This is a genomic window from Burkholderia sp. BCC1977, assembly GCF_905339595.1.
Classification (GTDB): Bacteria; Pseudomonadota; Gammaproteobacteria; order Burkholderiales; family Burkholderiaceae; genus Burkholderia.
In genome coordinates this window covers 61,283-86,269 of the sequence record NZ_CAJPGQ010000006.1, presented here as the reverse complement: position 1 = coordinate 86,269, position 24,987 = coordinate 61,283, and the positions used below count along the sequence as shown (strand labels likewise).

General features: G+C 67.9%; 28 protein-coding genes and 1 tRNA gene. 17 read left to right on the top strand and 12 right to left on the bottom strand.

Features of this window, described 5'->3' with window-relative positions:
- Nucleotides 1–73: 73 nt before the first annotated feature.
- Nucleotides 74–637, top strand: coding sequence for a YggT family protein (locus U5771_RS07580; protein ID WP_322023397.1), 564 nt, complete (start codon nt 74–76; stop codon nt 635–637).
- A gap of 9 nt (nt 638–646) precedes the next feature.
- On the opposite strand, the gene U5771_RS07575 is transcribed toward U5771_RS07580, so the two are convergent.
- On the bottom strand, nt 647–997 hold the full coding sequence (locus tag U5771_RS07575) for a DUF190 domain-containing protein (protein ID WP_322023396.1): 351 nt from the start codon (nt 995–997) through the stop codon (nt 647–649).
- A 24-nt stretch (nt 998–1,021) separates the two neighbouring features.
- Complete coding sequence (crcB, locus tag U5771_RS07570) at nt 1,022–1,408, bottom strand: fluoride efflux transporter CrcB (RefSeq protein ID WP_322023395.1); 387 nt, start codon at nt 1,406–1,408, stop codon at nt 1,022–1,024.
- 25 nt (nt 1,409–1,433) lie between these two features.
- On the opposite strand from crcB, the gene U5771_RS07565 reads away from it, so the two are divergent.
- Nucleotides 1,434–1,676: a hypothetical protein gene (locus tag U5771_RS07565; protein ID WP_322023394.1), complete on the top strand. Its 243-nt coding sequence runs from the start codon at nt 1,434–1,436 to the stop codon at nt 1,674–1,676.
- A gap of 146 nt (nt 1,677–1,822) precedes the next feature.
- Complete coding sequence (locus U5771_RS07560; protein WP_322023393.1) at nt 1,823–3,034, top strand: S53 family peptidase; 1,212 nt, start codon at nt 1,823–1,825, stop codon at nt 3,032–3,034.
- 37 nt (nt 3,035–3,071) lie between these two features.
- Here the strand turns inward: U5771_RS07560 and U5771_RS07555 are convergent, their stop codons facing one another.
- Both U5771_RS07555 and U5771_RS07550 read right to left on the bottom strand, forming a co-directional pair.
- Nucleotides 3,072–3,965: an SIR2 family NAD-dependent protein deacylase gene (locus tag U5771_RS07555; protein ID WP_322023392.1), complete on the bottom strand. Its 894-nt coding sequence runs from the start codon at nt 3,963–3,965 to the stop codon at nt 3,072–3,074.
- A gap of 79 nt (nt 3,966–4,044) precedes the next feature.
- Nucleotides 4,045–4,650 (bottom strand): NUDIX domain-containing protein, encoded by a 606-nt coding sequence (locus tag U5771_RS07550; protein ID WP_322023391.1) that lies wholly within the window; start codon nt 4,648–4,650, stop codon nt 4,045–4,047.
- Between the two features lie 81 nt (nt 4,651–4,731).
- Between U5771_RS07550 and U5771_RS07545 the strand changes: the two genes are divergently transcribed.
- The 3 genes from U5771_RS07545 (at nt 4,732) to U5771_RS07535 (ending at nt 6,755) form a co-directional block, all read left to right on the top strand.
- Nucleotides 4,732–5,487, top strand: coding sequence for a DeoR/GlpR family DNA-binding transcription regulator (locus tag U5771_RS07545; RefSeq protein WP_322023390.1), 756 nt, complete (start codon nt 4,732–4,734; stop codon nt 5,485–5,487).
- Between the two features lie 123 nt (nt 5,488–5,610).
- Entirely contained in the window at nt 5,611–6,222 is a 612-nt protein-coding gene (locus U5771_RS07540) for a chromate transporter (RefSeq protein WP_322023389.1), read from the top strand.
- Nucleotides 6,219–6,755 (top strand): chromate transporter, encoded by a 537-nt coding sequence (locus U5771_RS07535; RefSeq protein WP_322023388.1) that lies wholly within the window; start codon nt 6,219–6,221, stop codon nt 6,753–6,755. Before U5771_RS07540 ends, U5771_RS07535 begins: the two co-directional genes overlap by 4 nt.
- Before the next feature lie 114 nt (nt 6,756–6,869).
- Here the strand turns inward: U5771_RS07535 and scpB are convergent, their stop codons facing one another.
- The 3 genes from scpB to U5771_RS07520 form a co-directional block, all read right to left on the bottom strand.
- Nucleotides 6,870–7,679, bottom strand: coding sequence for a methylmalonyl-CoA decarboxylase (gene scpB / locus U5771_RS07530; RefSeq protein WP_322023387.1), 810 nt, complete (start codon nt 7,677–7,679; stop codon nt 6,870–6,872).
- Nucleotides 7,676–8,899 (bottom strand): CoA transferase, encoded by a 1,224-nt coding sequence (locus U5771_RS07525; protein WP_322023386.1) that lies wholly within the window; start codon nt 8,897–8,899, stop codon nt 7,676–7,678. The genes scpB and U5771_RS07525 overlap by 4 nt, the downstream gene beginning before the upstream one ends.
- A 61-nt stretch (nt 8,900–8,960) precedes the next feature.
- Entirely contained in the window at nt 8,961–10,283 is a 1,323-nt protein-coding gene (locus U5771_RS07520) for an MFS transporter (protein ID WP_322023385.1), read from the bottom strand.
- Nucleotides 10,284–10,453: 170 nt separating this feature from the next.
- Here U5771_RS07520 and U5771_RS07515 point away from each other — a divergent pair, with 170 nt between their 5' ends.
- The gene (locus U5771_RS07515; protein ID WP_322023384.1) at nt 10,454–11,383 is read left to right on the top strand and encodes a LysR substrate-binding domain-containing protein; all 930 of its coding nucleotides are present in this window, start codon (nt 10,454–10,456) and stop codon (nt 11,381–11,383) included.
- 101 nt (nt 11,384–11,484) lie between these two features.
- Complete coding sequence (locus U5771_RS07510; protein ID WP_322023383.1) at nt 11,485–12,117, top strand: LysE/ArgO family amino acid transporter; 633 nt, start codon at nt 11,485–11,487, stop codon at nt 12,115–12,117.
- Between the two features lie 15 nt (nt 12,118–12,132).
- On the opposite strand, the gene U5771_RS07505 is transcribed toward U5771_RS07510, so the two are convergent.
- Entirely contained in the window at nt 12,133–13,293 is a 1,161-nt protein-coding gene (locus U5771_RS07505; protein WP_322023382.1) for an enolase C-terminal domain-like protein, read from the bottom strand.
- Between the two features lie 534 nt (nt 13,294–13,827).
- On the opposite strand from U5771_RS07505, the gene gabP reads away from it, so the two are divergent.
- Nucleotides 13,828–15,222: a GABA permease gene (gene gabP / locus U5771_RS07500; protein WP_322023381.1), complete on the top strand. Its 1,395-nt coding sequence runs from the start codon at nt 13,828–13,830 to the stop codon at nt 15,220–15,222.
- Nucleotides 15,223–15,229: 7 nt separating this feature from the next.
- On the top strand, nt 15,230–16,327 hold the full coding sequence (locus U5771_RS07495; RefSeq protein ID WP_322023380.1) for a GlxA family transcriptional regulator: 1,098 nt from the start codon (nt 15,230–15,232) through the stop codon (nt 16,325–16,327).
- A gap of 118 nt (nt 16,328–16,445) precedes the next feature.
- On the opposite strand, the gene U5771_RS07490 is transcribed toward U5771_RS07495, so the two are convergent.
- The gene (locus U5771_RS07490) at nt 16,446–16,790 is read right to left on the bottom strand and encodes a cupin domain-containing protein (RefSeq protein ID WP_014897840.1); all 345 of its coding nucleotides are present in this window, start codon (nt 16,788–16,790) and stop codon (nt 16,446–16,448) included.
- Nucleotides 16,791–17,083: 293 nt separating this feature from the next.
- Here U5771_RS07490 and U5771_RS07485 point away from each other — a divergent pair.
- Nucleotides 17,084–17,158, top strand: a tRNA-Gly gene (locus U5771_RS07485).
- Between the two features lie 133 nt (nt 17,159–17,291).
- Complete coding sequence (gene trmB / locus U5771_RS07480; RefSeq protein WP_059605632.1) at nt 17,292–18,059, top strand: tRNA (guanosine(46)-N7)-methyltransferase TrmB; 768 nt, start codon at nt 17,292–17,294, stop codon at nt 18,057–18,059.
- A 123-nt stretch (nt 18,060–18,182) separates the two neighbouring features.
- Here trmB and U5771_RS07475 read toward each other — a convergent pair whose 3' ends face one another.
- The 3 genes from U5771_RS07475 to U5771_RS07465 form a co-directional block, all read right to left on the bottom strand.
- Nucleotides 18,183–19,013: an undecaprenyl-diphosphate phosphatase gene (locus tag U5771_RS07475; RefSeq protein WP_322023379.1), complete on the bottom strand. Its 831-nt coding sequence runs from the start codon at nt 19,011–19,013 to the stop codon at nt 18,183–18,185.
- A 78-nt stretch (nt 19,014–19,091) separates the two neighbouring features.
- Nucleotides 19,092–19,673, bottom strand: coding sequence for a DUF1439 domain-containing protein (locus U5771_RS07470; protein WP_322023378.1), 582 nt, complete (start codon nt 19,671–19,673; stop codon nt 19,092–19,094).
- Between the two features lie 144 nt (nt 19,674–19,817).
- Nucleotides 19,818–20,135, bottom strand: a complete 318-nt coding sequence (locus U5771_RS07465; RefSeq protein ID WP_322023377.1) for a YkgJ family cysteine cluster protein — start codon at nt 20,133–20,135, stop codon at nt 19,818–19,820.
- Nucleotides 20,136–20,305: 170 nt separating this feature from the next.
- Here U5771_RS07465 and hemN point away from each other — a divergent pair, with 170 nt between their 5' ends.
- The 5 genes from hemN to urtA all read left to right on the top strand — a co-directional run bounded on the left by hemN (nt 20,306) and on the right by urtA (nt 24,987).
- A complete protein-coding gene (gene hemN, locus U5771_RS07460; RefSeq protein ID WP_322023376.1) occupies nt 20,306–21,697 on the top strand; it encodes an oxygen-independent coproporphyrinogen III oxidase in 1,392 nt (463 codons plus the stop codon).
- Nucleotides 21,698–21,769: 72 nt separating this feature from the next.
- The gene (locus U5771_RS07455) at nt 21,770–22,027 is read left to right on the top strand and encodes a hypothetical protein (protein ID WP_059448113.1); all 258 of its coding nucleotides are present in this window, start codon (nt 21,770–21,772) and stop codon (nt 22,025–22,027) included.
- Nucleotides 22,028–22,130: 103 nt separating this feature from the next.
- Nucleotides 22,131–22,787 carry a protein-L-isoaspartate O-methyltransferase gene (locus tag U5771_RS07450; RefSeq protein ID WP_322023375.1) on the top strand — a complete coding sequence of 219 codons (657 nt, stop codon included), beginning with the start codon at nt 22,131–22,133 and terminating at the stop codon, nt 22,785–22,787.
- 11 nt (nt 22,788–22,798) lie between these two features.
- A complete protein-coding gene (locus U5771_RS07445; RefSeq protein WP_006758748.1) occupies nt 22,799–23,122 on the top strand; it encodes a rhodanese-like domain-containing protein in 324 nt (107 codons plus the stop codon).
- Nucleotides 23,123–23,679: 557 nt separating this feature from the next.
- Entirely contained in the window at nt 23,680–24,987 is a 1,308-nt protein-coding gene (gene urtA, locus U5771_RS07440; RefSeq protein ID WP_322023374.1) for an urea ABC transporter substrate-binding protein, read from the top strand.

Here is a 24,987-nt window from a genome sequence, read left to right as displayed (position 1 = left end):
GGTGTCGGCCGATGCGCCGCCATCCGGCGTTGGCGGCCGCACGCTACTCGACTGTATAAAAAGGATGCCAACGATGTTCGGCGAGATCGCCCGTTTTCTGCTCAATACCGTCTTCACGCTGTTCGGCGCCGCGCTGATCCTGCGCGTCTGGATGCAGGCCGTCCGCGTGCCGCCGTACAACCCCGTCACGCAGGCCGTGCTGCAGGCGACCAACTGGCTCGTGCTGCCGCTGCGCCGCGTGATCGCGGGCGTGCGCGGCATCGACTGGGCGTGCGTCGTCGCCGCCCTCCTCACCGCGCTCGTCTATGTGGTGCTGATGGTCGTGATGGCCGGCTTCGATCCGGCCTCGGTGATCGCGACGCTCGTCGTGGTCGCGCTGCTCACGGTCGTGAAGTGGGCGCTCAATCTCGTGATCTGGATGACGATCCTGATGGCGCTGCTGTCGTGGCTCAATCCGCGCTCGCCGGCGATGCCGATCCTGTACCAGCTCACCGCGCCGTTCCTGAACCCGCTGCGCCGCGTGATCCCGAACCTCGGCGGCATCGACCTGTCGCCGATCCTGCTGTTCGTGATCGTGCAGGTGTTGCTGATGATCGTCACGCGCGCCGCCGTGTCGCTGACGATGTTCGGCATCTGACGTGTCGCGCTACGCTGCCGGCCCCTGCGCCGGCGGCGCCCCGAGCGTGTCGATCACCCCGAAGCGCGCCGGAATCATCGCGTAGCACATGCGTACTTTCTCGCGCGACACCCGCTCGAGCAACCGCTGCGCCTCGTCCTCGGTGACGATGAACTCGACCTCGATCGCAAGCGAACCCTGCAGTTCGAAAAAGCGGTCCTCGTGCAGCACGCGATGCCGGCCGAAGCCGGCCATCGCACGAAACGCGGAACCACCCGCGACGCCCATCCGGTTGCCTTCCTCCAGCAACCACTCCCACAGCGGCTTCCAGTGCAGCCGGTGCTGCTCGTGCATGTAGAAGCGCAAGAAGACCCTGTCCATCGCGTCCTCCCGGTGCCGGTGCGCTCAGGCCGCCGCGAACCACGCGCGCGCGGTCCACATGCCGAGCGCCGTCAGCGTGAACGATCCAGTCAAGTGTAGGGCAGCCACCGCGAACGCCCATCCGAATTCGCCCTGCACCGCGTGCGCCATCACTTCGACCGAATAGGTCGAGAACGTCGTGAGGCCGCCGAGGAAGCCGGTGATCACGAACAGCCGCCACTCGGGCGGCAGCCCGACGCGGGTGGTGAAGACGACGGCGGCGATGCCGATCACGTAACCACCGATCAGGTTCGCGGCGAGCGTGCCGAGCGGCACGGCGGGAAAGAATTCGTTGAGCGCGAGGCTCAGGAACCACCGCAGCAATGCGCCAAGGCCGGCGCCGACGAAGATCGCGACGATCGAATAGAACAAGGGAGCTCCTCGCTGACGAGGCCGCATGGCGGATGCGGCCTACGCCGAACTGTATGCGGAATCGCGCCGCGACGGCAATGCCGGCGGGACGGACGGCATGCGCCGGAGCGGGTCGCACGGGACCCGCGCATTTCATTATTCCCGCGTGCCTGCCTCAATCGATATTTTCCGGCGCATTACGCAGGACATTACAAATCCATCAGATGCAGATCGATTATTTATCCGCTCTTTAAAATCAAAAAAGACCGTTTTATCCGGTCACACGTAAACCCTGAAAACGCCATGTTTCACGGGGATTCCGCGTACTTTCCCCTATCAGACTTTCCCGCATCCGGCCGATATTCGATTCAATCGGCTTCACCGATTTCGTAGAATTGTTTCGCCCCCTACTCCATCGACATGGAGACTTGAAAAATGAACAATATCCGCTGGTCGTCCATGTTGATTCCGGCGCTGTGCGCGTTGCTGCTCGCGTCGACGGTTGCACTCGCCGAGGGCAACGGCCCCCCGTCCTACGTCGAAGGCAACCGCGCACCGAAGGGATACGCGCGTCCGCCATTCCATACGAAGCCGCGCGCAAGCACGGCCGCGGTGGCCGGCCTCACCCCCGCACTCACCCGCCATGCGTACGGGTTCGACTCGCTCGCCAACCAGGGCGACGGGATGGTCGTCGCGATCGTCGACGCGTATGACGACCCGAGGATCGAGTCCGATCTCGGCGTATTCAGCAACGCGTTCTCGTTGCCGGCCTGCACCACGGCGAACGGCTGTTTCACCAAGGTGTATGCCCGCGGCACGCGGCCCAGGGCCGATTCGGGCTGGTCGCTCGAGATCGCGCTCGACGTCGAATGGGTGCATGCGATCGCGCCGAAGGCGAAGATCGTGCTCGTCGAGGCCGCGTCGGCCAGCTTCAACGACCTGCTGGCCGCGGTCGACGTCGCGGTCAAGCGCGGCGCGTCGGTCGTGTCGATGAGCTTCGGCGGCAACGAGTTCAGCAGCGAAACCAGCTTCGACAGCCACTTCAACGTGTCGGGCGTCACGTTCGTCGCGTCGTCCGGCGACAGCGGAACGGGCACCGAGTACCCGGCGGCGTCGCCGCACGTAGTGGCGGTAGGCGGCACGACGTTGTCCACCGACACGTCCGGCGCCTACGTCGGCGAGGCCGCGTGGAGCGGCAGCGGCGGCGGCGTCAGCACGCTCGAGGCCGAGCCGGCCGGACAGACCGGCTGGCCGGTGCCGGTGGCCGGCAAGCGCGGCGTGCCCGACGTCAGCTACGACGCGAATCCGTCCAGCGGCTTCGCGGTGTACGACTCGGTCACCTATCAGGGGCAGGCCGGCTGGTTCCAGGTCGGCGGAACCAGCGCGGGCGCGCCGCAATGGTCGGCACTCGTCGCGATCGCGAATTCACTGCGCACGGCGGCCGGCAAGCACCCGCTGAGCGGCACCTACGACACGCTCTATACGGTCGGGAAAAACGCCTACGGCAGCGACTATCACGACGTGACGACCGGATCCAACGGCAATTGCGGCAGCGTGTGCAACGCGGCGGGCGGCTACGACTATGTGACGGGCCTCGGCTCGCCGATCGCGCCGGCGCTCGTCCAGGCGCTCGTCGCGCAGCCGTGATCGCGCGGCCGCGGCCGGCCGATTCGTCCCGCGACGCTCAGCCGCCGTGCCGTGCGCGGTCGAGCGCGACGAGCGTCGCGAGCGCGCCGCCCTTCAGCCCGATCACGTCCGCGCGGCGTGCCTGGGCTTCGCGTGCGTTGATGCGGATCACGTCGGCGCCGAGCCGTTCGCTCAGCAGCCGCACGGTCGGAATCGCGGTGCCCGCGCCGATCTCGACGACGGTCACCCATCCAGCCTGCGCGATCCAGTCCTGCAGCGCCCGCTCCTGTGCGTCGTAGCGTTCGCCGAGCCAGCCGCGGTCGCCGAACATCAGGATGTTCGGGCGCGCGAGGCCGTCGCAACGCGGGCAGCGCGGCAGTTCGCCGACCAGCCGGCACGCGGCCGCGTCGACGTCTGGCGTGAACGGTGCGGCGTCCCACGTATCGTCCGAGCAGGGTCGCAGGCACTGCATCGAATGAATCGAACCGTGGATCTCGGCGACACGCGCCGGATCGAAACCGGCCTTCTGGAACTGGCCGTCGACATTGCTCGTCAGCACGAAGCCGCCGTTCGGCATCGCGTCCATCCAGCGCCGCAGGATCGCGAAGCCCGCGTGCGGCAGCGTCCGCCGGTAGAGGTCGAGGCGGTGCCCGTAAAAGCCCCACGCAAGCTGCGGATGCGCGCGAAACGCCTGCGGCGACGCGATCTCGTGGAATTCGAAACGCGCGTGGCGCAGCGCCGGATACGCGCGCCAGAAACCGTCCGTGCCGCGGAAATCGGGCAGCCCCGAATCGACGCCGATACCCGCGCCGGCCGTCACGAGCAGCGCATCGGCACGCGCGAGCGCCTCGACGGCGGACGCGACAAGATGGGGCGCCAGTTGCGCGTCAGCGGCGCTGAAATCGGTAGCGCCGGTGGAATCGGGCGAGTCGGGCGAGTCGGAAAGCGGCATGATGGAGCGGCGGTAGCGTCGAACGGTGCGCGATCGGTGTCGCGCGATCATACGCCCGTTCGAGCGCCGCGCCGCGGCATCATTCGGTCGTTGCGCGCCCGCCCGCGGGCTCCCGCAGCGCGACGTACTGCAGCAGCATGATCGTCTTCGCGTCGACGATCTCGCCGCGCTCGACGGCATCCAGCGCCGCGTGCAGCGGCATCTCGACGACCTCGAGATCCTCGCCCTCCTCCGCGATGCCGCCGCCGTCTCCCGTGCGCAGCGACGCATCGTATTCGCCGACGAAGAAATGCAGCTTCTCCGTCACCGAGCCCGGACTCATGAACGCCTCGAACACCTTGCGCACGCCGCGCACCCGATAGCCGGTTTCCTCTTCGGCCTCCGCGCGAATGCGCGCGTCGGGCGTCGCGTCGTCGAGCAGGCCGGCGGCGGCTTCGAGCAGCATCCCGTCGTGTCCGTTGACGAACGCCGGCATCCGGAACTGCCGCGTGAGCAGCACGTCGCCCGTCGCCGCGTTGCGCAGCAGGATGGTCGCGCCGTTGCCGCGGTCGTAGGTTTCGCGGCTCAGGCGCTGCCACGTGCCGTCGCGGCGCAGGAAATCGAACGTGACCTTCTTCAGCACATACCAGTCATCGGACAGCACCGTCGTATCGACGATGCGGACGCGGTCCCGCGTTGCGGCCATGGCGGCCTCCCATTCGACAAGTGACGGCACGCATGGTAACGTGCATATTCGTGCAATTTCAAGAAATTTCGTGCAAACCCGATGCTGACGACCCAACGCAAGAAGGCGATCCTCGATGCGCTCGCCCGCGACGGCCAGGTGCTGGCTGTCGAGCTGAGCGCGCAATTCGACGTGTCCGAGGACACGATCCGCCGCGACCTGCGCGAACTGGCGGCCGAAGGCCTGCTGCAGCGCGTGCACGGCGGCGCGCTGCCGGCGTCGCCGGCCGTCGCGCCGTTCGCGCAGCGCGAGGCGCTCGAAACCGCGGAAAAGCGGCGCATCGCGCGCCGCGCCGCGCAGATGATCGCGCCCGGGCAGGTCGCGATCGTCGACGGCGGCACGACGTCGGCCTTGCTCGTCAGTCAGTTGCCGACCGACCTGCGCGCGACGATCGTCACGCACAGCCCGAGCGTCGCCGTCGCGCTGGCCGCGCATCCGTCGATCGACGTGATCCTGATCGGCGGTCGGTTGTACAAGCATTCGATCGTCGCGGTGGGCGCCGCGGCAATGGAGGGCATCGCGCGCGTCCACGCGGACCTGTATTTCATGGGCGTGACCGGCGTTCATCCGGTCGCGGGACTGAGCACGGGCGACTTCGAGGAAGCGGCGATCAAGCGCGCATTGGCCGAGCGTGCCGGCGAAACGGTCGTGCTGGCTTCGCAATCCAAGCTGCGTGCGGCGTCGCAGTTCGTGATCGGCGAGCTCACGCTCGCGCAGGCCATCGTGGTCGAACGTGAAACCGACGCGGCACTGACCGAGCCGATCGAGGCCGCGGGCGTGACGGTCGTGCGGGCCTAGGGCCGGCTTCGACGGCGACATGGGGGCGAGGCACCGCGCCCTTCGCAAGCCCGATGTCAGCGTGCTGACAGGCACCGCTTGCTACCATGGGCGATTGCCCACCCGCCGCGCACCGTCCGTCCGATGTCTTCGCCCGCCACCCCGATCGCCCCCGCGCCGCCCGACGGCGATGCCCCGCCGCCCGGCGTCCTCGCGCTGTTCATCGCGTTCGCGCAGATCGGCCTGACCAGCTTCGGCGGCGGGCTGAGCGGGCGCATGATGCGCGACTTCGTGCACGAGCGCCGCTGGCTCGATGAAGAGGCGTTTCTCAACGGCCTTGCGCTGTCGCAAGCGCTGCCGGGCGTCAACGTGAAGAACCTCGCGATCTGGATCGGCTACCGGCTGGCCGGGTGGCGCGGCGCGGTGGCCGGCTTCACCGGCATCATCGCGCCGCCGGCCGTGCTGATCGTGCTGTTCGGCGTCGCGTTCTCGACGCTGACGCGCTTTCCGCTCACCCATGTCGCGCTCGCGGGCGCGGCCGCCGCGGCGATCGGGCTGTCGATCTCGATGGCGATCACCGCGGTGCGCCGGCTGCCGCGCCGCGCGCTGCCGTTCGCGGTGACGGCGCTCACGTTCGTGTCGGTGGCGGTGCTGCACTGGCCGCTCGTCTGGACCGTGCTGATCGGCGGCACGCTGAGCGTCGCGCTCGAATACCGCCGCGCGGCGGCCACCCCCAACGGGAGCGACGAACGATGATCGCGTCGACACGCTACGCCGCCCTGTTCAGCGTGTTCGCACCGCTGTCGATCGCGACGATCGGCGGGGGTCAGGCGATCATCGCCGACATCCAGCGGCAGGTCGTCGACGTGCATCACTGGATGACGGCCACGCAGTTCGTGAACGACTTCGCGATCGCGCGGATGGCGCCGGGCCCCGGCTCGCTGCTCGCGACGCTGATCGGCTGGCAGGTCGCGGGCTTCTGGGGCGCGGTGATCGCGACGCTCGCGCTGTTCGGGCCCACGGCATTCATGATCTACGGCGTCGCGCATCTGTGGCGGCGGCACCAGGGCGCACGCTGGCAGACCGCACTCGAAGCCGGCCTGCGCCCGGTCGCGGCCGGCATGATCCTCGCGTCGGTCTGGGTGCTGCTGCAGGCGCTCGACGGCGGCTGGCCCGCGCGGGCGATCGCGGTCGCGTCGACCGTGTGCGTGATGGTCACGCGCATTCATGCGCTGCTGCTGATCGTCGGCGGCGCATTGCTGCTGGTCGGCGTGCACGCGATCGGCTGAGGGATGACGGCAGGCGCCGTCGCGCCGATGAGTCGATGCGGCATGCCGCATGCGGCAGTGCCCAAGCTGCCTCGTCGCCGCCGACCTCATCCCCCCATCGTGCCGCGACGCCCCCTAGATGCCGCGAAACACCGGTGCACGCCGCTCCGCGAACGCACGCAAGCCTTCGTCGAAATCCGCGCCTTCGCACGCCTGCCGGCGCAGCTCGGCAATCCGCTCGAACGCATCGGCCGGCATCGGTCGCGCGTCCTGCAGCACGCGCAACTGCTCCTTCACCGCCTGCACCGCGAGCGGCGCCTTCGCGGCGATCGTGCGCGCGACGTCGAGCGCGGCATCGTCGACGCCACCGGCTTCCGCGAGCCGGTTCACGAGCCCGTGATGCGCGGCGCGCTCCGCATCGAGCGGCTGCGCGCAGAAGAACATCTCCTTCAGCACATGGATCGGCAGGTTGTCGTAAAAACGCAGCAGGCCGCTCGTCGAATACGGCAGGCCGATGTTCGCGGGCGTCATCGCGAAGCGCGCGCCGCGTTCCGCGACGACGATGTCGCAGCTCATCACGAGATCGACCGCCCCGCCCCACGCGGAACCCGCGACCGCCGCGACGACCGCGCCCGGATAGGTCCGCACGCGCCGCAGCGCGCGTTCGAGCGGCTTGCCGTACGCGAGCGGATCGCGGTCGTCGGCAAGTTCGTGCAGGTCGTGGCCCGCGCTCCACACGTCGCCGCTGCCGTCGTTCGACAGGATCACGACGGGCGGCGGCCGGTGCGCGGCCAGCGCGTCGAGGAACGTGACGAGCTGCTCGAGCAGCGGCGCATCGAGCGCGTGGCGCCGCGCCGGATTGGCGAACCGGACGCGCGCGATGCGTTCGCCGATCATGTCGACCGTCACGCCGGACGGCGCCGCCCGTTTGGTCAGGGCGCTCATTGCACGGCCTCCGCTGCGGTTTCGGCCTGGAAGATCGCACGCGCGGCCAGCAGCGCGTCGATCGCCGCATCGTCGTAGCCGGCGTCGCGCAGCACGTCGACCGTATGCTCGCCGAGCAACGGCGGCGCATGGCGCGTGCGCGGCGCCGGCCGGTCGTCACCCATCCCGCCGAGCGGCGTGACGACCTGGCGCAACGTCCCGAGCGTCGGATGCGCGACCGGTTCCACGAGCCCGCAGTGCGCGACCTGCGGATCGGCGAACACTTCGTCGAGCGTATGGATCGGTCCGGCCGGCAACCCGGCCTCGACGAAACGCTGTGTCCATTCGCGCTTGCCGCGCGTGCGCAGGCGGTTTTCGAGCAGCACCTTCAACGCGTCGCGGTTCGCGACGCGCGCATCGTTGGTCGCGAACCGTGGATCGTTCGGCAACGCGGGCAGCTCGAGCAGCTGGCACAACCGCAGCCACATGTCGGTCGTGATCGGCGCGAGGTTCAGCGGCCCGTCGGCCGTCTCGAACACGCCATACGGCGCGATCACCGCATGTGCGTTGCCCGTGCGGCGCGGCACGTCGCCAAGGCTCAGGTAGCGCTGGCCGTGCACGCTCAACAGCGCGACCAGGCTTTCGAGCAGCGACGTGCCGACGTGCTGGCCGCGTCCCGTGCGTTCGCGCTCGTACAGCGCGGCGATGACGCCGGTCGCGACCCACATCCCCGAGCTGAGATCGCCGATCGCGGTACCGGTGCGGGTCGGCTCGCCGTCAGGAAAGCCGGTGAGGCTCATCAACCCCGCGTACCCCTGCGCGATCTGGTCGAAACCCGGCCAGTCGCGCAGCGGGCCGCGCGGGCCGAACGCGGTGACGCTGCCCATCACGAGCCGCGGATCCCGCGCGCTCAGCGCGCCGTAGCCGAGCCCCATCGCGTCCATCGTGCCGGCCTTGAAGTTCTCGATCACGACGTCGGCCTGCGCGATCAGCCGGCGTACGACGTCGACGCCGGCCGGCTGCCGGAAATCCACGCAGATGCCGCGCTTGTTGCGATTGCAGGACAGGTAGTACGTGCTCACGCCGCGATCGAACGGTCCCCACGCGCGGCTCATGTCGCCGTTCGGGCCCGACTCGACCTTGATCACGTCGGCGCCGAGATCGGCGAGCACCATCGAGCAGAACGGCCCCGACAGCGCGCGACTCAGATCGACGACCCTGATTCCTTTTAATGCCTGCATTCCGGACTCCTGATAGTGATGACGGGATGTTGCTGATTGCTGGACGCGGCCGGTGCGCCGTTCATTCCGGCAGCGTCTGATGACGTGTCTCGACCGCGAACGGCAGGATCAGGATGCCGAGCCCGAACGCGGCCGCGGTCCACGCGACCGGCACGCCGAGCGAGCCGTAGCCGTGAATCGCGGCGCCGAGCACGAAGTTCACGCCGGCGCCGATGAAGCGGCCGACCGACGCGTTGAACGCGAACGCGGTCGCGCGCACGCGGGTCGGATACTGCTCGGGCAGCCACAGCGAGAAGATCGCGAAGTTGCCGCCGAAGAAGCCGAGGAACGCGAGCGACACCATGAACGCGCCGAGCCCGTTCGGCTGGTAGAACGCCCAGCCGAACGCGAACACGATCGCCGCGGCCATGCCCGCGAAATACACGCCGAGCGCGGTGCGCCGGCCGACCCGTTCCGCGAGCCACGGCGCGGCAAGGCAGCCGACGATCGTCGCGCACGACAGGATCGCCGCGCCGACCGACGCGAGCCGCATCGCGCCGATATGGTCGATGCCGGCGCGCGCCGCGAGCGTGCTGACCGCGCTCGCCTCGTAGACGGACCCGGCCCACAGCCCGACGATCGCCACGCCGACCAGGCTCGCGCTCGTCAACGTGCGGCGCCGGAACGCCGGCGCGAAGATCTCGCGCAGCGGATGCGCATGCCGCGCGTCGGCGACGTTGCCGTCGCGCGCGTCGTGCCGGCGCCACTGCCCCGGCTCCTTCACGCGCATCACGGTGAACACCGCGAGCAGCGCGGGGGCGAGCCCGCACAGGAACATCGCGCGCCAGCCATAGGTGGCACCGATCGTGTAGTTCAGGCAGGCCGCGATGAAGAAGCCGAAGTAGTAACCCGTCTGCAGGTAGCCGGCACCCATCTTGCGGCGGTCTTCCGGCCAGCTCTCGGCAACATAGGTGCCCGCGAGCGCCCATTCGCCGCCGACGCCGATCCCGGCGATCAGCCGGCACGCGGCCAGCGCCCACACGTCGTGCACGAAGGCGGCCGCGCCCGTGAATACCGAATAGATCAGGATGCTCGCGGCGAGCGTGCGCACGCGGCCGAAGCGGTCGGCGAGCGGCCCCCAGATGAACGACAGCCCCCAGCCGATCAGGAACAGCGCGAACAGGATCGAGCCGTACATCCCGAGATTCGCGGGCGTCGCCGCGATGCCGGACGCCGGCAGCAGCTCGGTCAGCGCGGGAATCAGCACGAGCGCGTAGATCACCGAGTCGACGCCGTCGAGCACCCAGCCCGCGTAGACGGCCCAGAAACCCTTGACCTGCTCGCGCGTGAGCGGCGTGCGCCGCGGCTTCGCGCCGGCCGCCGGCGCGTCGATCGCCTTGAACATCTTCGTCTCCTTGCCGGCCAGGCCGGCTTTGGTGCCGCGTCCGGTCCGGGATGGCCGGCCCGCGGGCTCTTTTGTGAGACGAGTATAGAAATGTCAGCGATCGCCGAAAAATATGATATTCATCTTGCTCGATCGGATTGGCTTATGGCTTGAATCGGGAGGCGACGGCGATGGACCTGAGGCAATTGCGCTACTTCGTGAAGGTCGTCGAATACGGCAACGTCACGCATGCGAGCGAGGCGCTGCATGTCGCGCAGCCGGCGGTCAGCCAGCAGATCCGCAACCTCGAGCAGGATCTCGGGATGCAACTGCTCGAGCGCAGCGTGCGCGGCGTCGCGCCGACCGCCGCGGGCCGCACGCTGTACCGGCACGCGCTCGAACTGCTGCGCCAGGCCGACGGTACGCGCGAGCTGCTGCGCCGCGACGCCGATACGCCGCAGGGCCGCGTGACGGTCGGGATGCCGTCGAGCACCGCGCGCGTGCTGGCGATCCCGCTCGCGCGGGCGGTGCGCGATCGCTATCCGGGCATCATGCTGGAACTGATCGAGGCGCCGAGCGCCGATCTCGACACGCTGCTCGAGCGTGCTCGGCTCGATCTCGCGATCGTCGTCGACGCGGTCGACACGCGCGGCATCGCGATCCACCGGCTGCTGACGGAAACGCTGTACCTGATCACGTGGCCCGATTTTCCGGTGCCGGACGAGCCGGTCCCGCTCGACACGCTCGCACGGATGCCGCTCGTGCTGCCGAGCGCGCCGAACACGATCCGCAACCGCGTCGACTGGGCGATGCGCGAGGCCGGGCTGTCCTACGACATCGGTTTCGAAGCGAGTTCGACCGGGCTGCTGTTCGCGGCCGTGATGGCGCAGCTCGGCGTGACGATCCTGCCTTGGACCGCCGCGCACGTCGAGATCGCCGAGCGCAAGCTCAAGCTGTCGACCGTCGCGCACCGGCTGTTCGTGCGCGACCTGTCGCTGTGCTGGCACGATACGGCGCTCGTCAGCAATGCGGTGCGGAAAGTGCAGGCGGAGATCGTCGCGCTGTTCGACACGCTCGGGCGCCGGCCCGAATGGGCCGACGCGAATGCGGGCCGCGCGTGACGGCATGCTGCGCCGAGCATTGACAACGCGCCCCGCCGTCCCTTAACGTAGCTCGCATCGTAACCATCACCGGTTCAGCTTGAGAGGTTGTCGGCCCGCTCGTGCTCGACACCTCCGCTTTCCTCGAAGGCCTGCTGCTTGGCGCCGGCCTGTTCACGTCGGTCGGTCCCAAGGACGCGTTCGTCATCAAGCGCTCGATCTCGAGCCCCCACCTGCTGGTCATCGCCCTCATCTGCGCAGGCAGCGACGCGCTGCTGATCGTGCTCGGCGCGCACGGGTTGTCGGCGTTGCTGGCGCGCCATCCGGCGGTCGTGTCCGCGGCGCTCTGGGCCGGCATCGCGTATCTCGCCGGCTACGGCCTGCTGGCGCTGCGCTCCGCGATCCGGCGACGGCAGCCGGACCGCGTCGACGGCGCCGACGCCGGCTCCGGCTCCGGCGCGACGCTGTCGCGCACGCTGCTCGCGACCGCCGCCGTGTCGCTGCTCAATCCGTATGCGTGGATCGACACCGTGCTGCTGCTCGGCACCGTGATCGCGAACCATGCGGCCCCCGCGCGTGCACCGTTCGCGATCGGCGCCATGACGGCTTCGCTCGTTTGGTTCCTGATGCTCGCCTACGGCGCACGGGCATGCCGCGCATGGTTCGACCGCGCGCTGGCCTGGCGTGTGCTCGACCTGTTCGTCGCGGTGATGATGCTCGGGTTCGCGGTCCGCTTCGCGATCGACGCGCGCTGAGACCAGCCGCGCCGTTCAGCCACCCGCTACCGAGCGAAACACGCGACCTGCATCGGCATGCAACTCGAAGCCGATGCCCGGCGCCTGCGGCACGGCCGCGTAGCCGGCGTCGACCGTTGCGCCGTCCGCCAGCCCGCTGAACGGATGAAACGCGAACGGGCTGACTTCCGCACCGCCGAGCCCGAGCGCCGACACGACGTGCAGCGAGAACAGATGACCGCCGTGCGGCCAGAACGCGTCGCGCCGCCAGCCGTTCGACACGAAATGGTCGACGATCTGCAGGTAGCCCGGCAGCCCGTAGCAATGCACCGGATCGAACACGAGGACGTCGCGGTCCGCGCGCAGGCCGCCGTAGCGATCGAGCAGCTTCGCTTCCGCGAGCGAGAACAGCGCCTCGCCGGCCGCGACCGGCGGCATGTATTGCGCGGTCAGGTCCGCATGAAGCGGCAGGTCGAGCGGATCGCAGAGGTCCTCGAACCACCAGAGTTCGAACGGTGCCAGCATCGCGACGGCAGCGCGGCCGCTCGTCGCGTCGTACGTGTTCATCGCGTCGACCGCGAGATGCGAACTATCGGCGAGACAGGCCGCGGCGGCTTCGATGCGTCTGGTGTCCTGGTCTAAATCCGTGCCGCCGATCTTGATCTTCGCGTGCGTGTAGCCGAGATCGGCGATGCGGCGTATCTCGTCCGACAGGCGCGCGAGATCGTCGTGCGGATAGCGGTAGCCGCCGCCGGCGTAGACGCGCACGCGGGGCGCCGCGTGGCGCGCGAGCCGGTCGGCGACGAAGCAATGGAGCGGCAGGCCCGCGATCTTCGCGGCGGCGTCCCAGATCGCCATGTCGAGCACGCCGACCGCGACACAGCGTTCGCCGTGCCCGCCGGGCTTCTCGCCTGCCATCATCGCGCGCCACGCGCGAAACGGATCGAGATTCGTGCCGGCGTCGTCGGCGATGGCGTCCGCGGCGGCCAGCAGACGCGGCGCGAACCGTTCGCGAATCAGCCCGCCCTGCGCATGGCGGCCGACCGATGCGTAGCCGTAGCCCGTGACCGGCCGGCCATCGCGCACGACATCCGTGACGATCGCGACGACGCTCGTCGTCAGGCCGCCCGACGGAATCGCCGGATCGGCATAGCGGGAAACCGGGATCGCTTGCTCGCGGATGTCGGTGATGCGCATGGTCGGGGCTCCGGGAAAACGGTCGGCGTTCGCGGGCCATGCACGCCCGGCGGCCGGCGCGACTGGCGGATCGCTGCATCATAGGCGCTTGCGCGATGCCCTGCAGGCTCGCGATCGTCGCGGCGCCGTGAAGTCGTGCGACTCGATCGACTTCGTCCGAATCGCGCCGTACCGCATCCGCGTGCGGACGAACGCTCCGTCATGCGCGATGCGCGTGACACGTGCGCTTCCCCGTCAGCCACGCCCGCTATCGCCAACGCTGGCCGAGATCCGATAGCGCCCCGCAATGTGCGTTTGTACCGTCGCGCCGCCTTGCCGATCGGCATCGCACGCGAAAAGTGTCGCTACCGGTTAACAGTGCGTCGCATTTGTTATGGGTTGCGGTCGGAAATTTTCTAGATCGCGTGGTTTTGTGCCGAGAAGATACAGGTCGCCGGGTGGGCCAAAGCGTATCGAAGCGTCGCGACGCCGCCCTGCAACGCGCAGCGCATTGAACAACAAGCCGGACATTAGAAACAGGGATTGGAGGACGACATGAATGGTAGTCATACGGGCCTGGCGACAGGCCTGAAGCAACGCCACGTCACGATGCTGTCGATCGCAGGCGTGATCGGCGCGGGCTTGTTCGTCGGCTCCGGCCATGCGATCGCGGCAGCGGGGCCGGCGGCGCTGATCGCCTATGCGCTGACGGGCGCGCTCGTCGTTCTCGTAATGCGCATGCTTGGCGAAATGGCCGTCGCCCATCCGGACAGCGGCTCGTTCTCGACCTATGCCGATCGCGCGATCGGCCATTGGGCCGGCTTCACGATCGGCTGGCTGTACTGGTGGTTCTGGGTGCTGGTGATCCCGATCGAGGCGACGGCGGCGGCCACCATCCTCAACGCGTGGTTCCCGAGTATCGCGACGTGGATCTTCGCGCTCGGCGTGACGCTGCTGCTGACGGTAACGAACCTCTTCTCCGTCAAGAACTACGGCGAATTCGAATTCTGGTTCGCGCTGATCAAGGTCGTCGCGATCGCCCTGTTCATCGCGATCGGCGGTGCGGCCGTGTTCGGGCTGCTGCCGGGCGGCCATGCGTCGGGCTTCTCGAACCTGGTCGCGCACGGCGGGTTCATGCCGAACGGGATCGGCGCCGTGTTCGCCGGCATGCTGATGACGATGTTCTCGTTCGTCGGCACCGAGATCGTGACGATCGCCGCGGCCGAATCCGAGAATCCGGAGCGGCAGATCGTGCGCGCGACCAATTCGGTGATCTGGCGCATCTCGCTGTTCTATCTCGGTTCGATCCTGTTCGTCACCGCAATCGTGCCGTGGAACGATCCGCTGCTGCCGGTGCACGGCTCGTACCAGCGCGTGATGGAACTGCTCGGCGTCCCGCATGCGAAGGCGATCATCGACGTGATCGTGCTCGTGTCGGTCGCGAGCTGCCTGAACTCGGCGCTGTATACGGCATCGCGGATGCTGTTCTCGCTCGCGAAGCGCAAGGACGCGCCGGCATTCCTGCAACGCACCGATTCGACCGGCACGCCGCGTGCGGCCGTGCTCGCATCGACCGCGTTCGGCTTCCTCACCGTGATCGCGAACTACGTGGTGCCGGAGCAGGTGTTCAACGTGCTGATCGCGACGTCCGGTGCGATCGCGCTGCTCGTGTATCTGGTGATTGCCGTGTCGCAACTGCGGATGCGACGCATGCTCGACGTGAACGGTTCCGCGCTCACGCTGCGGATGTGGATGTTCCCGTGGCTCACGTGGGCGGTGATCGTGTTCATCTGCGGGACGCTCGTCACGATGCTGTTCCTCGACGGCCACCGGATGGAAGTCGCAGCGACCGCCGTGCTCGCCGGGTTCGTGCTGATCGCCGCGCGGCTGAACCAGCGCAGTCACGACGCGCAGGCAAGCGTCGGCCGCCGCGGCGTGTCGTCGGCCTGAGGACGTCATGAGTCATGCAGCGCCGGTCGCAAGCCCGCGGGAACCCGACACGCCGGCACGTATCCGGTTCGGCTTCATCCTGTTGCCGAATTTCACGCTGACGGCGTTCTCGGGGATGATCGACGTGCTGCGGCTCGCGGCCGACGAGGGAGACAACAGCCGGCCGGTCAGGTTGTCATGGACGATCCTTGGCGACATGGCCGCCCCCGTTCGCGCAAGCTGCGGGATTCAGATCCCGGCCTGGGAGTCGCTGGATTCGCGTCAGGCATGCGACTACGTGGTCGTCGTGGGCGGGCTGCTGCATGCCCGCACGGACCTCGATGCGGCTACGCTGGAATTCATTCGCGCGGCCGCATCGGCGGGCGCGATGCTGGTCGGCATCTGTACCGGGGCATTCGCGCTGGCGCGCGCGGGCGTGATGGCCGGACACCGGATCTGCATCAGCTGGTTTCACTACTGGGACTTCATCGAGCGGTTTCCGTCCGTCGATGCGAAGCTCGTGGTGTCCGATCGCCTCTACGTGCTGGACGGCCGGCGCGTGACCTGCTCCGGCGGACGTGCGTCGATCGATGTCGCGGCCGCGATCCTGGTGCGGCACATCGAGCCGTCGATCGTCTACAAGGCGCTTCGGATCCTGCTGGTCGACGGGCGCGAAACGGTCAGCGCGCCGCAACCGCATCCGCCCGGCGTCGCGCCCAACGCACATCCGAAGGTGAAGCGCGCGATCCTGCTGATGGAACAACACATCAGCCACTCGATCACGATCGACGAGCTCGCGCGACGGCTGGATCTCTCGGCGAGACAGCTGGAGCGGCTGTTCAGGGAAGCGACCGGCAGCGGGCCGGCAGCGTGCTACCGGGCGATCCGGATTCGCACGGCCGCATGGATGCTGATGCATCTGGACAAGAACATCTCCGAAATTGCGGCGGCCTGCGGGTTTGCCGATGCGTCGCATCTCGGGCGCGAGTTTCGGCGGGCCTTCGGGATGTCGCCGAGTGCTTATCGCGAGCAGCAGGCGCCTGGCGCGATCGGCGAGATAGTGGAACCGGCCGAGCGTGCGACCACGCTCGGCGAGCTGTTTCCGAACCGGAACGCGTTTTATTGAGCCGGAGTCCGTTGCTGGCGATCCCGGCTACCCCGCTGTTCGTTGGCATGGGAGAACGGTGCGTTTCAACGCATCGGCTCAACCCGCGCTTGTGCGCGGGTCGAGTCGACAGGCCCGCTCAGGCGAACACGAAGTACTTGCGCACCGTCTCCACCACTTCCCACGTCCCCTTCATGCCGGGTTCGATCACGAACACGTCGCCGGCCTTCAGGTGCACCGCTTCCTCGCCTTCCGGCGTGATGATGCAGTAGCCGTCGAGGAAGTGGCAGTACTCCCATTTCTCGTAGTTCACCTCGAACTTGCCCGGCGTGCAGATCCAGGTGCCCATGATCTTGCTGCCGTCCTTGGACAGGTAAGCGTTGAGGTTCACGGTGTGCGGATCGCCGCCGATGCGCTTCCACTTGGTCGCGTCGAGGACCGGGGTCGGGCAGGTTTTGCGCAGAACGGTGATGAAATCGGACATGTCAGCTCCAGACTAACGATCGGGTGAGAGGTCTGTCACGTTAGTTCGAAAGCTTCACCGGGGCTTGTATGTGTCCGACACCGACTCGTCTATTTTCGACACTGGCGTGCGGGCGAGTGCGCCGCCGGCGCGGTGCGGTCGGCCTCGCGGTGACGGACCGTTTCCGGCCGGTCGTTGACGACCGTTCCCGGCGATGCCGTCGCCCCTCAACCGGGTCATGGTGACCTCGAGGCCGGCGGCCAAAACGCCTCGCTTGCAACATCTCCGCCAAACCCTGTAGAATTACACGTTCTGCGGGCGTCGTATAATGGCCATTACCTCAGCTTCCCAAGCTGATGACGTGGGTTCGATTCCCATCGCCCGCTCCACCTGCGGCTGCTCGGCAGCCTGCGCAAGAGCCGCCTCGTCGAAGGCGGCTTTTTTGTACCATCTGCCTGTTCATCCGGCAGCACCGCTGCGCGTAACGGGCCCACGCCCGAACCAAGCCTTTCTCTGTCACCGATGATGCACGACGATCCGAACGAAGCCGGCCTGCCGCCGGACGACGCCGCCCTTCCCGACGAAGCCGCCGACGGCGCCGACGAAGTCAATCCGCTGCACCGCCGCCGCATTCGCAGCTTCGTGACGCGCGCCGGCCGCGTGTCGACCGGCCAGCGCCGCGCGCTCGACGATCTCGGCCCGCGCTTCGTCGTCCCGTACGCCGCGGAAATCCCCGACTGGGACGCCGTGTTCGGCCGCCGCGCGCCGCGCATCCTGGAGATCGGCTTCGGGATGGGCGCGTCGACCGCGGAGATCGCCGCGCACCGCCCGGGCGACGACTTCCTCGGCGTCGAGGTGCACGAGCCGGGTGTCGGCGCGCTGCTGAAGCTGATCGGCGAACAGGACCTGCCGAACATCCGCATCATCCAGCACGACGCGGTCGAAGTGCTCGAGCACATGCTCGCGCCGGAAAGCCTCGACGGCGTGCACATCTTCTTCCCGGATCCGTGGCACAAGGCGCGCCACCACAAGCGCCGGCTGATCCAGCCGCCGCTCGTCGCGCACCTCGCGTCGCGCCTGAAGCCGGGCGCGTACCTGCACTGCGCGACCGACTGGCAGAACTACGCGGAACAGATGCTGGAAGTGCTCGGCGCCGAACCGACGCTCGAAAATACGGCAGCCGACTACGCGCCGCGCCCCGACTACCGCCCCGTCACGAAGTTCGAACGGCGCGGGCTGCGGCTCGGCCACGGCGTGTGGGACCTGGTGTTCCGCAAGCGCGCCGGCTGACCACGACGCGCGGCGGTACAGCGCACGCTACGCGCCGCGCAATGAAAAATGGCCCGACCGGCATCTGCCGAGCGGGCCATTTTTCATCCATCTATCGGCAGCACCTTCGCCCCCGCACCGGCATCACGCCCAGTTCAACCATCCGCTGTAGCCCACCAGCAGCACGAACAGGCCGAACGCGATCCGATACCACGCGAACACCGTGAAGTCGTGCGTCGCGACGAAGCGCAGCAGCCAGCGCACGCACACGAACGCGCTGACGAACGCGGCAACCAGCCCGAGCGCGAACAGGCCGAGCGAATCGACCGTGAACGCCTGCCAGTCCTTGACGGTTTCATAGAGTGTCGCGCCGAAGATGATCGGGATCGCGAGGAAGAACGAGAATTCGGTCGCGACGCGCCGGTCGAGGCCGAACAGCATCCCGCCGATGATCGTCGAGCCCGAGCGCGACATGCCCGGCACCAGCGCGAAACATTGCGCGATGCCGACCTTCAGCGCGTCGAGCGGCGTGAGCGCATCGACCGACTGCACGCGCGGCGGCTCGCCGCGTTCGCGTTGCCGCGCCTCGGCCAGCAGGATGATCACGCCGCCGACGACGAGCGCGAATGCGACCGGCACCGGCGAGAACAGCACGGCCTTGATCTTCTTCTCGAACAGCAGGCCGAGCGCGATCGCGGGAATCGTCGCGATCACGACGTTCAGCGTGAAGCGCTGCGCGTCGGGCCGGCTCGGCAGCCCGGACACGATGGACACGATCCGCTGCCGGTATTCCCAGCAGACCGCGAGGATCGCGCCGAACTGGATCACGACGTCGAAGGTCTTCGCGTGCGCATCGTTGAAATTCAGGAAGCTGCCCGCGACGATCAGGTGGCCGGTGCTCGACACCGGGAGGAATTCCGTCAGCCCCTCGACGACGCCGAGGATCAATGCCTTGCAGATCAGGATCCAGTCCATCCGTGGCCCAACTCCGAAGTAGTCGAAAGAAAGGGCCGCGTCACCGCCGCGGCCCGCCCGGCCGCACGCGGTACGCCGTCACTTTTCGACGATCGCCACGCGTATGCCGTTTGTAAGAATCGTAATTGTACCGGGTTCGTAGTTCACGCCGGCAAATTGCAGTTGTTCGGGCTTGAACGTGTAGATCGGATAGTTGGTCAGCACCTGCGTCGCGAGCAGGCCGGCGGCCGCGCCGACCTGTTGTGCGTACATCTGCGCGTTGCCGTCGAGCACGAGGCTGTCGACGGCCGGCGCCTTCAGCACGACCGAGCGGCTCGGCGCGTCGTAAGCCAGCTGGCCCGACACGGTGAACTTGCCGCTCACCGGTTCGCGCAGGAACGGACTCGCGAAATGCGCGTCGAGCTGCACGGCGACGCGGTTCTGGTCGGGCAACAGGTTGACGGCCGGATTCGCGAGCGACACGTCGACGACCTGCGCGACCGTCTTCTGGTACGGAAACTTGCGCGCGACGGCTTTCTGCACGTCGCCGCGCGAGAACGTGTAGTGATCGGGGATGAACGGGAACGTCGACGCGCAGGCGGCGAGCGATACCGACACGCCGATGGCGCCGGCGCAGGCGGCGAGGAAGCGGCGCCTGCCGGGCATGCTGGATGCGGTCATGCTGAACAATCTCCTGTATCGGGCGAAGCGGCAGTCCGGCTATCGGCTCCGCCCCATGTGGCGCTGGGGACCGAAGTTAGTGCTTCGGCGCACGCCGCCGGTTCCGTGCACCCGCGGTGCACGACGACATCGGCACGGCAACCGTCAGCGGGCCGCGCCGGCGCCGGGCGACGGCTGCGTCGCGACCTCGAGGCGCGTCAACCACGCGAGCGCGTCGTCGCGCGACGCACCGCACATCTCGGCGGACGGTTGCAGCCCGGAACAGCACGCGGGCCGCTCGGGCCGGCCGAAGATCCGGCAGCGCAGGTCGTCGCCGAGCTGCACGCAGCGCACGCCGGCCGGCTTGCCGTCGGGCATCCCCGGAATCGGCGAGGAAATCGACGGCGCGATGCAGCATGCGCCGCACCCTTCGCGGCACGCATGCGGCGGCGGGACATCGGCGGGCGCCGGACGGACAGGCATTTCGACGGACACTCGGCTCTCTCACGAACAACAAAAAACGGTGCGGCAACCGGACGCAGCGTGCGGCAGCCCACCGCACATTGTGCCACCGCCGGCTGCGACGTTATTACACAATGCAGCCGAAACGCGCGTTCATATACTCGAAAGTATCTAAAAAGCGCGAGACCATCATGAGTTCCGGTTCTGCCGACACACTGTTCCGTCCCGATTTGCTCGCGAAGTACGGCGCGAACGGGCCGCGCTATACGTCCTACCCCACCGCGCTGCAGTTCCGCGACGATTTCGACCCGGCCGACTACGTGCGCGCCGCGGGCGATCCCGGCGCGTCGTCGAGCGACCTGTCGCTGTATTTCCACATCCCGTTCTGCAACACGGCCTGCTTCTATTGCGGCTGCAACAAGATCGCGACCAACAACCGCCGCCGCGCGCGCCCGTATCTCGAGCAGCTGAAGCGCGAGCTGGCGCTGCAGGCCGCGCTGTTCGATCCCGCGCGCCCGGTCACGCAGCTCCACTGGGGCGGCGGCACGCCGACCTTCCTGTCCGACGACGAAACGGCCGAGCTGATGGCGGCGACCCGCGAACACTTCGCGCTCGCGCCGGACGCCGACGCCGAGTTCTCGATCGAGATCGATCCGCGCACGGTCACGCCCGCGACGCTCGTCCACCTGCGCAACATCGGCTTCAACCGGCTGAGCCTCGGCGTGCAGGATTTCGATCCGGTCGTGCAGCAGGCGATCAACCGGATCCAGCCGCTCGCGATGACGGCCGACCTGCTGTCGGCCGCACGCACGACGGGCTTCCATTCGGTCAGCGTCGACCTGATCTACGGGCTGCCGCACCAGACGGTCGCCGTATTCGCGCGCACGCTCGAGACGATCATCGAACTCGCGCCGGACCGCCTGTCGGTATTCGGCTACGCGCACATGCCGCACCTGTTCAAGATGCAGCGGCAGATCGACGACGTGACGCTGCCGCCGCCCGAAACGCGCATCGCGCTGCTCGGCCTCGCGATCGACATGCTGACGTCGGCCGGCTATGTGTACATCGGGATGGATCACTTCGCGCGGCCGTCCGACGAACTCGTGCGCGCGCAGCAAAACGGCACGCTGCAGCGCAACTTCCAGGGCTACAGCACGCGCGCGGATACCGACCTGGTCGGCTTCGGCGTGTCGTCGATCGGCAAGGTCGGCGACGTCTACGCGCAGAACGCGAAGGACCTGCCGGCCTACGGCGCCGCGCTCGACGCGGGCCGGCTGCCGATCGCGCGCGGCGTGCGGCTCACGCCCGACGACCGGCTGCGCCGCGACGTGATCACGCAACTGATGTGCAACCTCGAACTGCCGTTCTCGCATATCGAGGCCGCGCACGGGATCCGCTTCGCCGATCACTTCGCGCGCGAGCTCGACGCGCTGCGCAGGTTCGAGCAGGACGGGCTGCTGACCGTCGCCGGCGACCGCCTGACGATCCACCCGGCCGGCCGGATGGTCGTGCGCAACATCGCGATGGCGTTCGACGCGTACCTCGGCCAGACGTCGCGCCAGCGCTACTCGCGCACCGTCTAGCGCGGCCGCGCGGCATGCGGGCGGCCGGTTTGATAAAGTAACGGGTTCAACGCCCCCGCAAGAATCCGCACGATGCGCACCACCAAAGCAACCAACGCGGTCGAACGCCTGAAGACCCGTTCCGGCAACCCGCAGTTCGCGGCCGTCGCGATGGCGGGCGGCCTGTTCTATCTGGTCGACCGCTCCGGCGGCACCGCCGAGAAGCGCAGCGAGCCGCTGCCGCTCGACGAATTCGTCAGGTTCGTCGACGAATTCGGCCCCAAAAAGCCGCGCAAGGCGAGCAAGCTCGACCTCGCGTTCGAGGCGCAGATCAAGAAGAGCAAGGGGTAAAGGTCTGTTGCAGGCCGTCTGAAGGCTTCGCCGCCGCCCCGTTTGGTACAATCACGAAGTTTCTCTCCCCCGCTGATGGCCGACCAGGCTGCGTGACCACACCATGAATATCGAAAACGCGCGTTTCAACATGATCGAACAACAGATCCGGCCGTGGGACGTGCTGGATCTGGACGTCCTGGGCCTGCTGTCGATCGTCAAGCGTGAACACTACGTGTCGCCCGAACATCGCGATCTCGCGTTCGCCGACCTCGAACTGCCGCTGCCCGGCGGCCGCAGCAAGATGCTGTTCCCGCGCGTCGAAGCGCGCGTGCTGCAGGAGCTGGCGGTCAAGAAGCACGAGAACGTGCTCGTGATCGGCGCGGGTTCGGGCTACCTGGCCGCACTGTTCGCGCATCGCGCGCAGCACGTGACGGCCGTCGAGATCGATCCGGTCAACGCGAAGTTCGCGGCCGACAACCTGCGCAACGACGGCGTGACGAACGCGGAAGTCGCGCTCGGCGACGGCGCGCTCGGCTGGCCCGGCAAGGCGCCGTACGACGTGATCTGCGTCGCGGGCGGCCTGCCGGTCGTGCCGCAGCAGATGCTCGAACAGCTGAAGATCGGCGGCCGCCTGTCGGCGTTCGTCGGCGGCCGTCCGGTGATGAAGGCGCAGATCATCACGCGCATCGACGACAAGCAGTATCGTGTCGCCGACGTGTTCGAAACCTACGTCGACCACCTCGTCAACGCGATCGAACCGTCGCGTTTCAAGTTCTGAGCGGCGGCCCCATGCAGATCCTGACGCCCGCGATGCTCGCGGAATGGCTTCGCGATCCGGCGCGCCCCGCGCCGGTCGTCCTCGACGTGCGCGAACCGTGGGAAATCTCGACCGCGCAGATCGCCGGCAGCGTGTCGATCCCGATGCAGCAGATCCCCGCGCGCAGCGAGGAGCTCGACGACGAAGCGGAAATCGTCTGCGTGTGCCATCACGGGATGCGCAGCGCGCAGGTCGCGATGTTCCTCGAATCGCGCGGCTTCACGAAGCTGTACAACCTGCAGGGCGGGATCGACGCGTGGTCGCGTGACGTCGATCCGTCCGTGCCGCGTTACTGACCTTCCCGGCGGCGCATCGCGCGCCACCACGGCGACCGGCGCGTTGTAGCCGATCTCCGACCCGCCGAACGGGCGCGCATGGCGCGCCCGTTTGCGTTTCTGCTTCCGTGTTCCCCCCTCCTCCGTTGACTTCAGCGCGCCGGCAATCTGCGTCCGCTCGATGACGAGCGGCGGCGAGCGCCCGAGCAAGGCCCCCGTCGAACGGATCGCCTCGCCCTTCCCCCGGCACTTCAGGACTACACCGTACACGCGCGACGCCGACACGACACGACACGACGCGACCGGATGCGTGCGCATCGATCGCGTGCCGCCCGTCCTTCAACGCGTGACCCACGCGCTCGAACACGGGCGCATGCCGTGCACCATTTGCGCCCGTGTGCGCGCACCGCAACGGTTCGCGCATGCTGCACGACGCGTCATCCGCACCGCGCCGGCGCCCCGCGCCACCCCGCCCAGGCACATCCGGCGTGCATCCGTGCGACTGGCACATGCCTTGCGTTACTCCGATGCCGGCGCCCTCACGGCGCACACCTATCCAACACGACAAGGGGATCCCGATGAAACGTCGCAGTCTGTTGAAGTTCGGTTCGATGGCCGGTGCACTCGCGCTGGCGGGCAAGAGTCCGTTCGCGCACGCGGCCGATGCGGGCACGGGCCCGATCAAGGTCGGCATCCTGCATTCGCTGTCGGGCACGATGGCGATCTCCGAAACGTCGCTGAAGGATACGGCGCTGATGACGATCGCCGAGATCAACAAGAACGGCGGCGTGATGGGCCGCAAGCTCGAGCCGGTGGTCGTCGATCCCGCATCGAACTGGCCGCTGTTCGCGGAAAAGGCACGCCAGCTGCTCACGCAGGACAAGGTCGCATGCGTGTTCGGCTGCTGGACGTCGGTGTCGCGCAAGTCGGTGCTGCCGGTGTTCGAGGAACTGAACGGCCTGCTCTACTACCCGGTGCAGTACGAAGGCGAGGAAATGTCGCGCAACGTGTTCTACACGGGCGCCGCGCCGAACCAGCAGGCGATTCCCGCCGTCGAGTACCTGATGAGCGCGGAAGGCGGCGGCGCGAAGCGCTTCTTCCTGCTCGGCACCGACTATGTGTATCCGCGCACGACCAACAAGATCCTGCGCGCGTTCCTGAAATCGAAGGGCGTGAAGGACGCCGACATTCAGGAGGTCTACACGCCGTTCGGCCATAGCGATTACCAGACCATCGTCGCGAACATCAAGAACTTCTCGCAGGGCGGCAAGACGACCGTGGTCTCGACGATCAACGGCGATTCGAACGTGCCGTTCTACAAGGAGCTCGGCAACCAGGGGATCAAGGCGACCGACGTGCCGGTGGTCGCGTTCTCGGTCGGCGAGGAAGAGCTGCGCGGGATCGACACGAAGCCGCTCGTCGGCCATCTCGCCGCGTGGAACTACTTCATGTCGGTGAAGAACCCGACCAACACGAAGTTCAAGGACCAGTTCGCCGCGTGGGTGAAGGCGAGCAACCTGCCGGGCGGCGCGAAGCGCGTGACCAACGATCCGATGGAGGCGACCTACGTCGGCATCCACATGTGGAAGCAGGCCGTCGAAAAGGCGAAGAGCACCGACGTCGACAAGGTGCGCGTCGCGATGATCGGCCAGACGGTCGCCGCACCGTCGGGCTTCACGCTCTCGATGGACGGTAACCATCACCTGCACAAGCCGGTGATGATCGGCGAGATCCGCGGCGACGGGCAATTCAACGTCGTGTGGAAGACGAAGACCGCGGTGCGCGCGCAGCCGTGGAGCCCGTTCATCGCCGGCAACCAGGGCAAGCCGGACATCGTCAGCTCGATCCCGGCGTTCCTGCGCCGGCAGCGCGCGGCGCTCGTCTGA

Excerpts from the sequence above, each read along its gene's own strand:
- U5771_RS07450 (WP_322023375.1), top strand. The coding sequence starts at position 22,131 with ATGAATATCGAAAACGCGCGTTTCAACATGATCGAACAACAGATCCGG.
- U5771_RS07545 (WP_322023390.1), top strand. The coding sequence starts at position 4,732 with ATGCTGACGACCCAACGCAAGAAGGCGATCCTCGATGCGCTCGCCCGC.
- U5771_RS07580 (WP_322023397.1), top strand. The coding sequence starts at position 74 with ATGTTCGGCGAGATCGCCCGTTTTCTGCTCAATACCGTCTTCACGCTG.
- U5771_RS07515 (WP_322023384.1), top strand. The coding sequence starts at position 10,454 with ATGGACCTGAGGCAATTGCGCTACTTCGTGAAGGTCGTCGAATACGGC.
- U5771_RS07540 (WP_322023389.1), top strand. The coding sequence starts at position 5,611 with ATGTCTTCGCCCGCCACCCCGATCGCCCCCGCGCCGCCCGACGGCGAT.
- U5771_RS07470 (WP_322023378.1), bottom strand. The coding sequence starts at position 19,673 with ATGACCGCATCCAGCATGCCCGGCAGGCGCCGCTTCCTCGCCGCCTGC.
- U5771_RS07575 (WP_322023396.1), bottom strand. The coding sequence starts at position 997 with ATGGACAGGGTCTTCTTGCGCTTCTACATGCACGAGCAGCACCGGCTG.
- U5771_RS07555 (WP_322023392.1), bottom strand. The coding sequence starts at position 3,965 with ATGCCGCTTTCCGACTCGCCCGACTCGCCCGATTCCACCGGCGCTACC.
- gabP (WP_322023381.1), top strand. The coding sequence starts at position 13,828 with ATGAATGGTAGTCATACGGGCCTGGCGACAGGCCTGAAGCAACGCCAC.
- U5771_RS07455 (WP_059448113.1), top strand. The coding sequence starts at position 21,770 with ATGCGCACCACCAAAGCAACCAACGCGGTCGAACGCCTGAAGACCCGT.
- hemN (WP_322023376.1), top strand. The coding sequence starts at position 20,306 with ATGAGTTCCGGTTCTGCCGACACACTGTTCCGTCCCGATTTGCTCGCG.
- U5771_RS07445 (WP_006758748.1), top strand. The coding sequence starts at position 22,799 with ATGCAGATCCTGACGCCCGCGATGCTCGCGGAATGGCTTCGCGATCCG.
- U5771_RS07505 (WP_322023382.1), bottom strand. The coding sequence starts at position 13,293 with ATGCGCATCACCGACATCCGCGAGCAAGCGATCCCGGTTTCCCGCTAT.
- U5771_RS07525 (WP_322023386.1), bottom strand. The coding sequence starts at position 8,899 with ATGCAGGCATTAAAAGGAATCAGGGTCGTCGATCTGAGTCGCGCGCTG.
- U5771_RS07550 (WP_322023391.1), bottom strand. The coding sequence starts at position 4,650 with ATGGCCGCAACGCGGGACCGCGTCCGCATCGTCGATACGACGGTGCTG.
- U5771_RS07560 (WP_322023393.1), top strand. The coding sequence starts at position 1,823 with ATGAACAATATCCGCTGGTCGTCCATGTTGATTCCGGCGCTGTGCGCG.
- U5771_RS07535 (WP_322023388.1), top strand. The coding sequence starts at position 6,219 with ATGATCGCGTCGACACGCTACGCCGCCCTGTTCAGCGTGTTCGCACCG.
- trmB (WP_059605632.1), top strand. The coding sequence starts at position 17,292 with ATGATGCACGACGATCCGAACGAAGCCGGCCTGCCGCCGGACGACGCC.
- scpB (WP_322023387.1), bottom strand. The coding sequence starts at position 7,679 with ATGAGCGCCCTGACCAAACGGGCGGCGCCGTCCGGCGTGACGGTCGAC.
- urtA (WP_322023374.1), top strand. The coding sequence starts at position 23,680 with ATGAAACGTCGCAGTCTGTTGAAGTTCGGTTCGATGGCCGGTGCACTC.
- U5771_RS07490 (WP_014897840.1), bottom strand. The coding sequence starts at position 16,790 with ATGTCCGATTTCATCACCGTTCTGCGCAAAACCTGCCCGACCCCGGTC.
- U5771_RS07465 (WP_322023377.1), bottom strand. The coding sequence starts at position 20,135 with ATGCCTGTCCGTCCGGCGCCCGCCGATGTCCCGCCGCCGCATGCGTGC.
- U5771_RS07565 (WP_322023394.1), top strand. The coding sequence starts at position 1,434 with ATGGCGGATGCGGCCTACGCCGAACTGTATGCGGAATCGCGCCGCGAC.
- U5771_RS07495 (WP_322023380.1), top strand. The coding sequence starts at position 15,230 with ATGAGTCATGCAGCGCCGGTCGCAAGCCCGCGGGAACCCGACACGCCG.
- U5771_RS07520 (WP_322023385.1), bottom strand. The coding sequence starts at position 10,283 with ATGTTCAAGGCGATCGACGCGCCGGCGGCCGGCGCGAAGCCGCGGCGC.
- U5771_RS07475 (WP_322023379.1), bottom strand. The coding sequence starts at position 19,013 with ATGGACTGGATCCTGATCTGCAAGGCATTGATCCTCGGCGTCGTCGAG.